11 protein-coding genes and 1 pseudogene are annotated in these 14,614 nt (G+C 50.9%); 3 read left to right on the forward strand and 9 right to left on the reverse strand.

Translation table 11 applies throughout. The features are described from left to right. Positions 1 to 684 precede the first annotated feature (684 nt). Positions 685 to 2,187 carry a stalk domain-containing protein gene (locus HH215_RS18225; protein ID WP_169281200.1) on the reverse strand — a complete coding sequence of 501 codons (1,503 nt, stop codon included), beginning with the start codon at positions 2,185 to 2,187 and terminating at the stop codon, positions 685 to 687. A gap of 311 nt (positions 2,188 to 2,498) precedes the next feature. Here HH215_RS18225 and HH215_RS18230 point away from each other — a divergent pair, with 311 nt between their 5' ends. From HH215_RS18230 to HH215_RS18235, 3 genes and pseudogenes are all read left to right on the forward strand, one after another. Then, positions 2,499 to 3,095, forward strand: coding sequence for a Uma2 family endonuclease (locus HH215_RS18230; RefSeq protein ID WP_169281201.1), 597 nt, complete (start codon positions 2,499 to 2,501; stop codon positions 3,093 to 3,095). Positions 3,096 to 3,354: 259 nt separating this feature from the next. Next, complete coding sequence (locus HH215_RS36100) at positions 3,355 to 3,651, forward strand: transposase (protein ID WP_217362224.1); 297 nt, start codon at positions 3,355 to 3,357, stop codon at positions 3,649 to 3,651. An 8-nt stretch (positions 3,652 to 3,659) separates the two neighbouring features. Beyond that, positions 3,660 to 4,526: pseudogene (locus tag HH215_RS18235) on the forward strand (IS3 family transposase); the annotation flags it as partial. A gap of 389 nt (positions 4,527 to 4,915) precedes the next feature. Here the strand turns inward: HH215_RS18235 and HH215_RS18240 are convergent. From HH215_RS18240 to HH215_RS18275, 8 genes are all read right to left on the reverse strand, one after another. After that, on the reverse strand, positions 4,916 to 5,788 hold the full coding sequence (locus tag HH215_RS18240; RefSeq protein ID WP_169281202.1) for a fumarylacetoacetate hydrolase family protein: 873 nt from the start codon (positions 5,786 to 5,788) through the stop codon (positions 4,916 to 4,918). A gap of 137 nt (positions 5,789 to 5,925) precedes the next feature. Continuing rightward, positions 5,926 to 6,837 (reverse strand): alpha/beta hydrolase, encoded by a 912-nt coding sequence (locus HH215_RS18245; protein ID WP_169281203.1) that lies wholly within the window; start codon positions 6,835 to 6,837, stop codon positions 5,926 to 5,928. 49 nt (positions 6,838 to 6,886) lie between these two features. Continuing rightward, complete coding sequence (locus tag HH215_RS18250; RefSeq protein WP_169281204.1) at positions 6,887 to 9,601, reverse strand: alpha-L-rhamnosidase; 2,715 nt, start codon at positions 9,599 to 9,601, stop codon at positions 6,887 to 6,889. Positions 9,602 to 9,634: 33 nt separating this feature from the next. Then, a complete protein-coding gene (locus tag HH215_RS18255) occupies positions 9,635 to 10,462 on the reverse strand; it encodes a carbohydrate ABC transporter permease (RefSeq protein WP_169281205.1) in 828 nt (275 codons plus the stop codon). Then, the gene (locus tag HH215_RS18260; RefSeq protein ID WP_169281206.1) at positions 10,462 to 11,331 is read right to left on the reverse strand and encodes a carbohydrate ABC transporter permease; all 870 of its coding nucleotides are present in this window, start codon (positions 11,329 to 11,331) and stop codon (positions 10,462 to 10,464) included. The genes HH215_RS18255 and HH215_RS18260 overlap by 1 nt, the downstream gene beginning before the upstream one ends. Before the next feature lie 65 nt (positions 11,332 to 11,396). Further along, positions 11,397 to 12,743: an ABC transporter substrate-binding protein gene (locus tag HH215_RS18265; RefSeq protein WP_169281207.1), complete on the reverse strand. Its 1,347-nt coding sequence runs from the start codon at positions 12,741 to 12,743 to the stop codon at positions 11,397 to 11,399. An 88-nt stretch (positions 12,744 to 12,831) separates the two neighbouring features. Further along, entirely contained in the window at positions 12,832 to 13,587 is a 756-nt protein-coding gene (locus tag HH215_RS18270) for an SDR family NAD(P)-dependent oxidoreductase (RefSeq protein ID WP_169281208.1), read from the reverse strand. Between the two features lies 1 nt (position 13,588). Further along, positions 13,589 to 14,608: a zinc-dependent alcohol dehydrogenase gene (locus HH215_RS18275; RefSeq protein WP_169281209.1), complete on the reverse strand. Its 1,020-nt coding sequence runs from the start codon at positions 14,606 to 14,608 to the stop codon at positions 13,589 to 13,591. Between the last annotated feature and the right edge of the window lie 6 nt (positions 14,609 to 14,614).

Here is a 14,614-nt window from a genome sequence, read left to right on the forward strand (position 1 = left end):
TTGTAGCCGGGGTGAGGGGGCACGGCGGAGAGCGGAGGGGGAGGAGGGGGGGAGGGAGAGGAGGAGGAGAAGCGAAGGCGGGGGCGGGGCGGCGACTAGTTGTAAAACGTACATTTAGATTTGTTGAAAGCCTACCTCTGCAATATCTAATTGCAGAATGTACAACTAGTTGAGCGCTTATTCGCATTTTCGAGTCCATCCACTCCAACTAGTTGCATGTTTTACACTTAGTTTGTTCTTCAGTAAAAAATCACTCCATCTAAATGCCATTTTTACACTTAGTTGCCTAGAATGCAGAGTAGTAAGTCGACTTTACCGTCTTGAAGTGGCTATATACATAGTAGCTTTCTGATTCTCGCGCCAAAAAACCGCCCGGGAGGACGGTTTCTTGGGATTAAGCAGTCTGGTTTGTGCTTGTTAGGTTTGTGTTCGTCTGGTTTATGTTCGTCTGGTTTGTGTTCGTCTGGTTTGTGTTCGTCTGGTTTGTGTTCGTCTGGTTTGTGTTCGTCTGGTTTGTGTTCGTCTGGTTTGTGTTCGTCTGGTTTGTGTTCGTCTGGTTTGTGTTCGTTCTGGTTTGTGTTCGTCTGGTTTGTGTTCGTTCTGGTTTGTGTTCGTCTGGTTTGTGTTCGTCTGGTTTGTGTTAACTAGATAAGTTTAGCTTCGTTAAACTCCGGGCCGTTCGCATTAATTCATCGTAATCGAGATTTTGTCTTCCTTCTGAATCCAGTGCACCTTGGCGCCGAGCGACTCGCTAATCAATCGCAGCGGTAAGTACGATGTACCGCCTACATTGTTGAACGGATTATTTACGGATTTAATGCCGTTAATCTCCGTCATTCCCTCTCGGTAGTTGACGAGAATCGTGATGGCGGGCTTATCCCCCTCCGCTTCCCGGGTGATCGTGACGATTTTGTCCGTGTTGTCCCACTTGATGGTTGCGCCTAGCTTCTCGAAGATCGATCGCAATGGCACGAAGACCTGCTCGTTACGGACGACGACTCCATTATTCATGACTACCTGCTCTCCATTCAGGCTGATGGAGATCGGCTTCTGTACCGGCACCGGAACACTATGCATGAATTCATTGTCTCCATAGCCTAAGTCATGATTCTTATTCACGCCCCAGCCCCACAGCGTTCCGTTCTTTTTCCTCATGATGATAAATCTATTTCCCGCTTTGATCTCCGATACATCGGAAGCTATATGCTTGAATTCCGGATCCGTCGGCATCCGCTCGCGTTCGATCGAGGCTTCGTACACTTTGTCGTCTTTCGTCCTTACGATTAGCGATCTCTCGACGAGATAAGCTTCCTTAACGTTGTTAATGCTCGTCAGCAGCATCGGCGCTCCAACCTCATGCGTCATCGTCCCATCCGAGAAACCGGTAATCGTCGAACCCCAGAACCATAATCGGGACTCGGAATCGATTGCCAATCGCCCATTGATCTTGCTAATATTCTCTAGGCCCATGACTTGAGTCGGGATCCATTGACCGGTAGAGCTTTCCTCGTCCGTAAGAATCGTCGGCCATGTCCATACCGTGCCGTCCGATTTCAAGGCCAAGTTGTAATCCAAGGAGACGACATGCTCAAGAGACTGGATCGGGTCGAACGAAGTTAAGGAGTTGGAGTCCTTCCATACCGTTCCGTCGCTTTTTAGAAACGTCCATCTCCACTCCCCGCGCTTCTCGATGTTTTCGTAATTCTCGTAATAGGGATTGATGTCGACCACATTTTCGATTCCGATCAACGGCGCGATCTGATCAAGCTGCGGTTTGTTGTCCTCTTTAGGAATCCGGTATACCGTTCCATTACTATCTAAAGCCAGCATATCTCCGTGGTAGTTGGCAAAGACCCCGATCAGATTGCTTAGTCGCGTGACCGGGTAAACCTTCGCTTTGACCGAGAAATAAGACTCCTTTTCCCACATCCACACCGTATGATCCTTCTTAGTGAAAAATCCTCCCGGATACATTTGCTCCACCTCCGTCAGCGCCGGAAGCTGAGTCGGCACCGCATGATCCCGGCCCCATACCCAATACGTACCGTCTTTCTTTACTATGGAGTAAGGATCATAATCTTTGATCGTGGAGTTCTCATACGTTTCCTGCGTTTCGGCCGCCGCCACGGAAGACAAACCTGAACCCAATAGGGTTGCCAGCGCTAAACTTAATATCGACTTTTTCAACTTTAAAGTTGCCCCTTCCGAATCTCGAATTCCATAAAATAGTAAAATGTTTACAATTTAATAAACGCCGAAGGATTCGGAAGGTTGCGTTACGATTACGAAAAATAGAGTATCCACAAGCTGCGGACGAGATTAAACCGGCGTGTCGCCTAATCAGGATATGGAAAAGAAATTTTGATAGAGGTATTTGACAGGCTTTAGGCGTTCCGGCATAATAAAGGAAATGAAGTCGAGGAAGCACCTCACAAAGCCGAACACGAGAAGTGTTGCTTTGACGGGGTGCTATTTTTTATGATTCGGAGGCGGTTAAAATGAAAAAGAAAACTTTCGAAGAGGTCATGAAAGAGTCTCCCGTTACTTACGAAATTTATGCCAATATGGTCGATGACGGCAATCGTTATGAAATCTCGGACGGCGTATTGGAGCTTACGAGTCCTTCTCCTATGTTTATCCATCAATACATCTGCCATGAAATGCAAGTTATTCTCAACGTAAGTTGCCGTAGCGAGTTTATTATCGTTCCATCGCCGATCGATGTCATCCTATCCAATACGGAAGTTCGGCAGCCTGACATCGTGATGATCCATCGCAGCAGAATATCCATCATTAGCAAACGGGGAATTAAAGGCGCACCCGATCTCGTCGTCGAAATTACGTCCGAGCATTCGCGCAGACGGGACAAAGTACAGAAACGCAGCATCTACGCCAAATACCATGTTCCCGAATACTGGATCGTAGACCCTTCCAACTTCACTTTAGAGCAATACGTGTTAGTTGGTGACAGGTATGAACTGGCCGATGTCTATGCCGAGGATGATACAATCCTCTCCAAGACGGTTCCCTGTTCCTCGTTCAGCATGAATGAAATTGTTCGAAACTTGCCTGTGACACCGGAGATGCTTGAATGATGGAGAGCAAGCCTCCATCACGAAATCTATCGTCACTCCCAGGATTTTAAATAACAAACAGGAATAGGGGCAGGGAAATCGCTTACGAAACTGTTTAAGGATGAGTTATCCTCGAAGGGATAACTGTAACTGTTCCCTCCTAGCTGGAGAACGAGCGAAATAGCGGTGCCCAGCACCCTTATTGCAGCTAGAATAGAAAGTGGACACCTCATAAGAACTAACAGATAATAAAAAACAATAAGAAGATGAGGTGTCCGGTATGGGTGAGAAGAGACAGCGTTACAGTGAAGAGTTTAAAGAACAGACTGTTAAATACATTCAGGAACAGACAAAGACATTGCCCCAGATCGGAGAAGATTTAAACATCCCAAGTGGTACGTTAAAACAGTGGATGACCAAGTACCGCAAGTTTGAGAATGAACCGCTTGTAGATCGTGAGACCCTTCACCAGAAAGATAAGCAACTGATGGAGCAAGAACGCACGATTGAGGATCTCAAGGAAGAAATCGCTATCCTAAAAAAGGCCATGCACATCTTCAGCAAAGAAAGGAACTAAGGTTCCAGTTCATCGAAGATCATCGCTCCGAGTTTCGAATGGAGAAGATGTGCACAGTTCTATGTGTATCACGGAGCGGTTACTATAAATGGCTTCTGGAGAAGACCGTCCAGAACAGTTATCAGAAGCGTCGCAGAGCGCTATTGGCGCGAATCACCTGGCTTTTCCTAGACGCTCACAACAGGTATGGTAGCCCTAAAATCACAAAACTTCTACGAAAAGAAGGTTGGACAGTTTCTGAACGTTTAGTAGGGAAAATCATGCATGAGAATGGTTTACGTTCTTGTGTATCTAAGAAATTCCGAGTGACCACCACTGACTCGAATCACGATCAACCTATAGCACCAAATGTGCTGAATCAGGATTTTAAGACGACTGCACCTAACAAGATTTGGGTAACCGATATTACCTATATACCGTGCCGTGAAGGTCGTTTGTACCTCGCCAGCGTTCTGGATTTATATACCCGTAAGATTGTGGGCTGGAAGCTCGCAGACCGGATGACAACCGATTTAGTGCTTGCAGCGCTTGATCAGGCATACAGTACGCACAAACCTCCCAAAGGGCTTATACACCACTCTGATCGGGGTTCGCAGTATGCATCAGATGAATACCGTGAAAGGTTAAAGCAATATGGCATGGAAGCAAGCATGAGCCGCAAAGGTAACTGCTACGACAACGCCTGTATCGAATCGTTCCACAGCGTGCTGAAGAAGGAGTTTATTTACTGTACGAAATTTCAAACTAAGGCGCAGGCGCAACAAGAGATGTTTGTATATATTGAGCTCTTCTACAACCGTAAGAGAATACATGGTTCGCTAGGTTACTTATCACCTTCGCAATTCGAAGCTCAGTACTATAGCAGTATTAAATAAACGCTCTTATAACGTGTCCACTTTCTTGACAGAGGTCCATATTTCTCCAAAAACCCGCTCGCTGATCGAAATAGCGGTGCTCAGCACCCTTATTCCACCGGAAACCCGCTCACGGAGCGAAATAGCGGTGCCCTGCACCCTTATTCCACCGGAAACCCGCTCACGGAGCGAAATAGCGGTGCCCAGCACCCTTATTTCTCCAGAAACCCGCTCACGGAGCGAGATAGCGGTGCTCAGCACCCTTATTTCCAGAAGTTCACTCGCAGAGCTAACCAGTGGTGGGATTATTTCGATTTCGTAAGCGATTGCCCTGGGAATAAGGCTCCTTTAAGGAATGCCTTATTCCTGTTCTCTACTGTAAGCAGGATGAACCTACACATGTACCGAGATTATTCAGCAACAAATCGGTTCGTAAGCGAACCCAGCTTCTCGATCTCGATCGTCACTTCGTCGCCTGGCTTCAAGTACACTTGTTGCTCCGGAGGCAATCCTAACACGACGCCTTCCGGCGTTCCCGTCAGGATGATGTCGCCCGGTACGAGCGTCATGTGCCGGGAGATATAGCTCACGATCTCGTCGACGTAGAAAATCATATCCGACGTATTGGAGTGCTGGCGCACTTCCCCGTTCACCGTCGTCTTCATCGCGAGATTGTTCGGATTGCCAACTTCGTCCGCGGTCACGAGGTACGGACCTAACGGGCTGAAGTCGTCGCAGGTTTTGCCTAGCAGCCATTGCTGGGTGCGGAGCTGGAGATCGCGCGCCGACAAGTCGTTCACGCACGCATATCCGAATACGTGCTCTAATGCCTTCTCCTTGGCGACGTCCTTCGTCTTCTTGCCGATAACGACGACAAGCTCGGCTTCATAGTCAAGCTTCTCCGTCACCTTAGGTACGGCAACGGACTTCAAGTGTCCCGTGAGCGTATTGTTGAATTTATTGAACAGGATCGGATATTCCGGAATCGGAGCGTTCGTCTCTTCCGCATGCTTCCGATAGTTAAGGCCGACGCAGATGATCTTGTTCGGTTTCGTTACGCAAGGTCCCCATTCGAGAGACGCTTCGTCCAGCAGCAGGCCGGATTCCGACGACAAATCCAATCCGCCGATCGCGCGCTCCAGCTCCGCGACTTTGTCCGCTCCGCCCTCGATCACGTCCATGACGTCCCAAGGCAGTCCTGCTTTCGCCGCGTCCACGATACCAGAGTCCAATTTAAATCCGAGCGCTTGTTGTCCATCCTTAATAAAAGTTACCAATTTCATGTTTATACCCCCGCTATCTTTCCGAAATCGTCAGGCGAATCTCAGTTCTTCGACAGTCCGTTCGCTTGCGACGTATAGGAATGGCCGCCCGCCCTAGTATGCGACCCGCTTCCGCTGCATCCCGGCCAGCCTCCTCCTTACCTTCCGAATCGCCTTCTCAGCCATCTCATGGCTAACTCTACCCATACTCCGCAATCCGGATTAATTTGCGCTTCATTGCTTGCCGTCGATTCGTCGCATAAAGACAATCCATGCAATCCGCTCTCGAAAACATATAATTCGAAAGAAACCCCATGTTGTGCCAAGGCGGACGAAAACGCGAGCGCATGCCTGACGTCCACGATTTGATCGTCGGCCGTATGCCAAATGAAGGTCGGCGGAGTACGGGACGAAACGTAATTCACCGGGCTATGCCGTTCCAATTGCTCCAAGATGGGCTCCGCCGTTCCAAACATCGCGCGATGAGCAAGATCCCTCAGGTTGTTGTAAGAATCGCTTGGCGCATTCCCTCCGTCTTGTATCGTAAAATCCGTCGGGGCATATCCGAGGATCAAGGCATTGGGTTGGAATAGCTCGCTGTCCGTGCCGAACTTCTCTTGCAACATCTCATCATGCCAATGCACGCCGAGACTTGCAGCCAAATGACCGCCTGCCGAAAAACCGCATATGGCGATTTTATCGGGGTCGACATGCCATTCTTGCGCGTTTTCCCTTATGATCAGCATTCCTTTAGCCAAATCGTACAACGGCTGAGGCAAGATCGGTTCCTCGTTTCCTTGCGGCGATTCCGGCAAGTTGGATATATCGAATTCATCCCTACGGAAGCGCGTCGTATAGCGAAGGACGAAAGCATGATACCCCTGAGCGGCAAAACGCAGGGCAACTTGTTCTTCCTCGCGTTCGGAGGTCACGAGATACGCGCCGCCGGGACATACGATGACGGCGGGACGTTTCCGATCTACATTGAACGTTGCGGGATTATCCAGCAGATAAGCGTGCAGGTTCGCATGTTCGCAATGATCCCATAGCCGTATTCGATCTACTCGCAAATCATATCCCCTCCTCTCGGTCGGAATGGCGTACCCGGGGTTCTTTCATTCAGGTCTTGGACGTAAAGCGGTAAGTCCCCGGCTGACAATGATAGATAGCGTTCGCATCATCCCTGCCGTGCAAAGTAACGCCTTCCGACTGTTCAGCCATAATGCCGCTTTCCGATATCGTCGATCCGTACTTCAGCGGAATGACGATTTCGCCAATGGCGTTAGGCGGTATCGTAACCTGCAAGTCCAGTTCGCCCCGTTCGGTAACTTCCCATTTGGATGCGATGAGCCCTCTGATGCAGCGATAGCTTACGTCGGCTTTCTTCAACCGCTCGTTGATTCTCGGCTGAATGACGATTTTTTTGTACCCCGGCTCCACCGGATTGATGCCTCCCATATAACGGTACATCCATTCGCCGACCGATCCTAACGCGTAGTGGTTAAAGGAATTCATCAGCGTGTTCTGGAACCCTCTCTCTTCCGTCCAACCGTCCCATCTTTCCCATATCGTCGTGGCGCCCTCGTGAATCGTGTACATCCAGGAAGGGTAAGTATCTTGTTGGAGCAGCCGGTAAGCCACGTCGTCGTAACCGTATTCGGACAACACGGGCAGCAAGAAGCGAATGCCGTGGATGCCGGTCGTGATGTGCCAGTCCTCGATTTCGATGCGGTTGACCAGATGCCGGGCGGCTTGTTCGCGCTTGTCCTCCGGCAGCAGGTTCATAAACAGCGCCATCGCGTAAGCCGTCTGCGTATTTCCTTTAATGCGCGCATCTTCCTCGACGAATTCGCGGTTAAACGTCGCTTTGATCTCTTCGAACAGAGAGGCGTATTTGCGCTCGTCTTCCGTCTTTCCGAGAACATCCGCGATGTCCCGCATCATATTTACGACGTAAGCGTAATAGGCGGTTCCGAACACTTCGAACGGCGTCGTCGAGAACGCGCTGTACTTGTTGTTGCCGTGCATCTCGTCGATCAAATCCGCAGCGGGAATGGACAGCCAATCCCCGTATTGGGGTTTATTCCACCGAATATGCTGAGGATACATCATCTGATTGTAGCGGATCCAGCGGCTCATCGCCTCATAATGACGTTCCAGAATGCGCTTGTCGCCGTAGATCCGGTACATGTTCCAAGGAATGACGACGCCGGCGTCGGCCCATCCGGACGAACCGACGAGCGGATAAGCCGAGATCGTGGAATACGGAAGGTGCGGCGAAACGTCGGTAAAAGCGCCCGTCGGTTTCTGCGCATCCTCGACGTCGATCATCCACTTCTTGAAAAACGATGCAACCTCCATATTGAAGCTGGCCGTAAAAGAGTAGATTTGCGCGTCGCCCATCCATCCCGCCCGTTCGTCCCGCTGCGGGCAATCCGTCGGAACGCTGAGAAAGTTGCCGCGCTGCGTCCAGAAAATATTGCTGAACAGCCGGTTTATCATCGCATCGGACGTCTCGATGTTGCCGGTGACGTCCATCGCGGAGTGAATCACTTCGCCGACCAGGCAATCTAACGTCAGTTCCCCGGGATACCCGTCGATTTCGACGAAACGGAAACCGTGGAACGTAAAAGTCGGGGCGTACGTTTCGTTGCCTCGACCGCCGGTAATATAGACGTCGAGTTGCTTCGTGTTGCGCAAGTTGTCCGTGTACAGCTCGCCTTCGCGAGTAAGCACCTCGCCGTGGCGAATCGTCATCCGGTTGCCCGCTTGGGCGTTCGCCGGCAGCTTCAGGATGATTCGGCCAACCATGTTCTGCCCCATATCGACGATATATTTGCGAAGCCCCACCTGCGTAATTTTCCGCGGCGAGAGCTTCATCGTAACTTGAATATCGGGACCGCATTGCGCGTCTAAGTAACCTTTGTAATCGAAATTGACGTTCGGCTCCGACCATGCGGACGCATCATACCCCGATTCTGTCCACCCCTGCATCTCGAGTCCGGCGTCATACATTTCTCCCATAATCAAATCGGAAGAAACGATCGGGCCGAAGGAAGCTTTCCAGTCCGCGTCCGTTGCGACATAAGATGAACTTCCATCCTCGTATTCGATATTCAACTGCAGCAAGCCGAACGGGTCGGTACCGTATTTCTGAAAATCCCACAACCCGACGAAGCCGGCATACCAGCCTTGTCCAAGCGTAAGACCGATTGCGTTGCCGCCTTGCTTGAGCATCTCGGTCACATCGAAAGTCTGGTAATACACCCGGGTATTATAGTCGGTAAATTCCGGCGATAGCACGTAGTCGCCTACTTTGCTTGCGTTGATATGGCAAATATATAAGCCAAGCGCCGTAGCATGCATCGTTGCCCGCTTGATCGGCTTGGAAACTTCGAATTCGTTGCGTAAATAAACCGAAGGCTTCTGAACCTCTTTGTTCGGCACGACGTCGGATTTCAGGCCGATCCATTTTCCCTTCCACTCGTCCCGACGCAACAGCCCCATCGACCAGCTTCCGAAAGACCATTCTGAAGACTCGTCGTTTTGATTCCATATTTTCACTTTCCAGTAATACGGCTTCTGCGATTGCAGCTCTGCTCCGGCGTATTCAACATGTTCCGACTGCTCCGAAACGACTTTGCCGGTATCCCACGCGTCGCCTTGATCGTCGTCAAGAAGCGAACTTTCGGAAGCGACGAGAATGCGATAAGCCGATTGCCGGGTTCCCCGTCCCGAGGATTCCATGATCCAGCTAAGTCTAGGCCGCCGTTCGTCAATGCCCAGCGGATTTTCCAAATATTCGACCCTTAAGCGTTCTGCGCGGAAAGCCATCGTAGCACCTCGTTATATAATTATCGGATGATGTTAACCTTTAATGGCGCCAGCCGTCATGCCGGCAATAATGAAGCGCTGCGCAATAAAATAAATAAGGAGCAGCGGAGCCGAAATGATGAGAATATTGGCGAATACGAGATTCCACATCGATCCGTATTGCCCGGTAAACAAGTACATCGTCAGAGGCAGAGTCATTTGCTTGCCGCTGGACAAGAAATACAGCACGTACATAAAGTCGTTCCAGACGAATGTCGAGTTAAAGATGAAAAGAGTGACGATAATCGGCCCCATTAACGGGAGGACGATTCTGAAAAACAATCTATACTTGCCGCATCCGTCGATAATCGCGGCTTCGTCGATCTCTTTGCTTATGCTTTTGAGGAATTGATGGGCCAAAAAAACGCTAAGCGGCGAACGGGTCGCCACGTTGATCAGGACGACGCCGAGTAGCGTTCCATTCAGATGAAAAAAGCTTAGCACCTTATAGAGCGGTACGATGGCGGGAGGAACGACGAGCCCCAGCATGACCAGCACGCTCAATGTCGAGCTTAGCCCGTCTTTTCTTCGCTGCATCACGAACGCCGCCATCGCGGCCGTAATCAGGATGATCGCGACGCTTGAGAAGGTCAACACGGCGCTGTTCGTAAAAGCCAGCGGCAGGTTCGCGACTTCAAATACTTTCGAATAGTTGCCCCACTCCAGCTTCGAGGGAAACGCGATTCCCAATTCGCTGGCTTCGGCGGGCGACTTTAAAGAATTCACGAAGATGAGATAAAAAGGAACGAGAATCAGCAAGCTCAATGCGGATAACGCAATGATGAGGACGATTTGCCCGATCGGAAGGGAACGTTTCTTCATTAAACTTCTACCTCCCGCTTATCGAGGAATTTCCTTAACGTGACCGTCAACGTGATGACGATTACGAATATGATCAACTCGCCCGCGGTAGCCAGTCCGTAACGGCCCATGGCGAATTGTTTGTAGACTAATGTTTTTAACACTTCCGAATAATAACCCGGTCCTCCGCCCGTCGTGACGTAAACGAGATCGAATTTCGTCAAACCGACGATAAGCGCGAAAATGATGTTGGCGTTAAACGCGGACGCAAGCATCGGAAACGTAATATAGCGGAATTTCTTCCACGGCCCGGCTCCGTCTATGGAGGCCGATTCCATCATATCGGAAGGGATCGTCTGAAGCGCCGCGATAAAGATCGCCAGGTGGAAGCCGGCGGATTTCCAGACGTCGATGAAAACAAGGGAATAGATAACCTGTCCTTTGTCGATTAGCCAATTAAGCGCCAAAAAATCCAAGCCTATTGCGCGCAATGCCTTATTCAGTACGCCGATTTCCGGATGCATGACCGCGGTGAACAGCACGCCGATCGCGATATAGCTAAGCACGTAAGGGGAGAAAAAAATCGTTCTGAAAAAGTTGCTGGCGATGCAATGATAAAGCGCCATGGCCAGCGCAAGGGAAATGACGACTTTCAAGATGATCGACATGATCGTAAAGATAGCCGTATTGGTCAACGCCGTAGAAAACACCGGATTTTGGAACATTTCGACAAAGTTGCTGAATCCGGAAAACTTCGCGGATGTCAAATTCCAGTCGGTAAACGCGTAGTAAAAGCTGAACAGCGTTGGCAAAACGAAAAAAATGCCGTAGATGAGCAGCCAGGGAATAACGAAGCTAATCGAGTATGTTTTGCGTTCGAGTTTATGCAATATAATCTCCCCTATCCGATATTGGAGCCCCTTGCGGGACTCCAATATCCGTTATGCTCCATCCATCAGAAACCCGGGGCGCCTTTTGCTTTCGCGTTTTTCGCCAGGATATCGGACAGTTCCGCCGCGAGGTCCGCTCCCGTCTTCTGACCCATCAATATTTCTTGTACCGTCTGACCGAACGCGCCCATGTTGGCAACGACGCTGAAGTCTACCGTAGCGAATTGCTTCGCCGTCTTGGTCACGCCGATCATTTCTTTTATCGGATCCAGCAGCTTCGACTCATCCAGCTCGATACCTTTGTAAGCCGGAACGCCGGCGGCCGGCAACGTTTCGAAGTAGATCTTCTGACCTTCGGAAGACGCGAAGTATTCAATATATTTCTTGACCGCGTCGGCATTTTTGCTCGATTGCGGAATTCCGTAGATCATTGGAGGCCATACGGTAACCGTTTTATCGCCGGCAACCGGCCACGGGAAGAAGCCCAGGTCGTTGATTTTGTCCGGATACGTATCCAAAATAGAGCTGTAGATGCTTGTCAGCACCGGATACATGGCCGCTTTGCCTTCGGCAATCGCTTGCTGGCCGTTCGCGTAAGTCGCCGACAAATAATCGGTGTTCACGTAACCTTGGTCGACCATCTTCTTCATCGTATCGAATGCTTCGATGAAGTTCTTCGCGTCCTTGAACGTCGCTTTATTCGCATTGATATTGTCCAAGATGCCCGGGCTTTGCAACTGGTCGTACGAGAATGCCGCGAGTCCCGGAATTTGCAGCGTCCACGAATCTTTCGCCGACAAGTAGAACGGAATTTTGCCGGCCGCTTTCAGCTTCTCGCTGGCGGCGAACAACTCGTCCAACGTTTGCGGGATGCTGACACCCGCATCGGCGAACGCTTTTTTATTATACGCGATGCCGCCGAACTTCAGCGCCTGACCCGGAACGCCGTATACTTTGCCGTCCGGTTCCACGTAATACTGCTTGATGTCTTCCAATATTTCTTGAACGATCGGCATATCGGACAAATCCATAAGCTTGTCTTTCGCCTGAAGATCGTCTCTCGTTCTTGCGCCCGGGTGATAGCTGATCAAATCCGGAAGATCGTTCGTGCCGGCCTTTACTTTATAGATTTGCTCCATCTGCTCAAGCGGCAACACCTGAATGTCGAGTTCGGTTCCGACCGCGTCGCCGATCGCATTCATCCATTTGTCCCGGCTAGGGCTGTCTCCTCCAACCGCATGCGAAATCGTGACTTTCTTGCCCGGAGCCGCGCCCTCGGTTGCAACCGGACTGGCGGAGCCGGATGCGCCGCCGTTGCCGGCATTGTTGGCGTCGTTGCCGCCGCAAGCGGTAAGCGCTGCTACGCTTACGATGGATAAGGATAATAGCATCGTACGGAATTTGAAATTCATCTGAGAAATGACCTCCCTGTTTTTGATAAAGCGGAATGTTATATGATCAATCAACGGACCGGCGATTCTCCTACGGAAGATCGCCCGCTTACATCGCGAGCAATCCTCCATCGACGTATACCGTCGTTCCGGTAATATAATCCGAATCTTCGTGCGCGAGGAATACCGCCGTGCCCGCCAGATCTTCGGGGGCTCCCATGCGGCCCCAAGGAATTCTCTTGACCGTTTCTTCCCTCATTCCCGGTTTAGCGAATTCCTCCATGCTGATATCGGTGTCGATGACGCCGGCGCCGATCGCGTTTACGTTAATGCCGTGCTCCGCCAGCTCGAGAGCCATGCACTTGGTCATAATTTTGATTCCGCCCTTAGTCATGGCGTATTGGGTCAAGTGCGCCGTACCGACCTCTTCGGAGATAGACGACATATTGATGATTTTGCCGCCTTTTCCTTGACGAATCATCTCCTTGGCCGCACGCTGGCCGCTGAAGAAAGTGCCGAACAAATTCACGTCCCATATTTTCCGTACGGTTTCCGGTTCAACCTCGACGAACGGTTTAAATATGGCAATTCCGGCGTTGTTCACGACGATGTTGATCTCGCCGTACGTTTCGAGCGTCTTATCGTACAGATGATTAATCTGATCCAAATCGGCAATATTACAAGCAATACCGATCGCGGAGCCGCCTTCCTTGCGGATCGATGCAGCCACTTCCTCGCACAGCGCCGCATTCGTTCCGGAGACGACGACGTTCGCGCCTTCCCTTCCGAAGCGTTCGGCGATACCTCTGCCGATTCCCCGCGTGCTACCGGTGACGATAGCCGTCTTTCCCGCTAATCTGCTCATACTAACGCTCTCCTTCGGATGGATTGATGATAATCTTGCTGAATTTGGCGCTCCCGTCGGTTAACGCTTCGAAATTGTCTATCGCTTCCGTCAAGCTGCAAGTCGTCGACCACTGCTCTCTCGTGATTTTACCTTGAGAAAGCAGATTGACCGCCTGTTCGAAGTCGTCATCCGAATACGTATAAGAGCCGACGATCGTGATTTCCTGACGAACGACATGGTTCATGGAAAGTAACGATTGATCTTGACCCAGACCTACGGAGACGATCGTCCCGCCCGGATTGACGTTGCGGATCGCTTGCTCGCGAGTGGACTGTACGCCGACGCAATCGATGATCGTATCGACTCCGCGAGCTCCGAACAAACTTGCGTGCGCTTCTTCCGCTTGTTCCGGCGTCGCGACCTCCGCCCCTAACCCTTTAGCGAAACCCAATCGGTCCTGCTGTCTGTCGATGACCAGAACGCGATGCGCTCCCATCGTCAACGCTGCCTGCAACGTCAGCAATCCAATCGGACCAGCGCCGTAGATCATGAGATCCTCATAGGGGCCCAAGCCTAGCTTTACCGCATGAATGCATACCGCAAGCGGTTCCGCTAGCGAAGCCAGATTGGCATCCATCTCCGTCGGTACCCGGTACATATTGCTCGCGGGAACGGCGACGCACTCGGCGAATGCTCCCGGACGATGAATGCCGACGATCTGACGATTGCGGCAAATGTTTCCTTTGCCGATCCGGCAACGATCGCAAGCGCCGCAGGAGATGAGCGGATTTACGATAACTTTGTCTCCGACCCCGAAATCGCCGACGTCGTCGCCCAACTTATCGATCACTCCGCAAAATTCGTGCCCCATAACGAGAGGCGCTTTCCTGATACTGCTATGCCCCAAATATCCTTCCAACTCGCTGCCGCATATGCCAACGGCCACGACGCGAAGAATAGCTTCCCCGGGTTTCGGTTCCGGAATGGCGTGCTCTTCGAGAGACAACTGCTTTGGACCCTGATATACCAATGCTTTCATCGTTGC

This window comes from Cohnella herbarum, from assembly GCF_012849095.1.
In the GTDB taxonomy this organism is placed as follows: Bacteria; Bacillota; Bacilli; order Paenibacillales; family Paenibacillaceae; genus Cohnella; species Cohnella herbarum.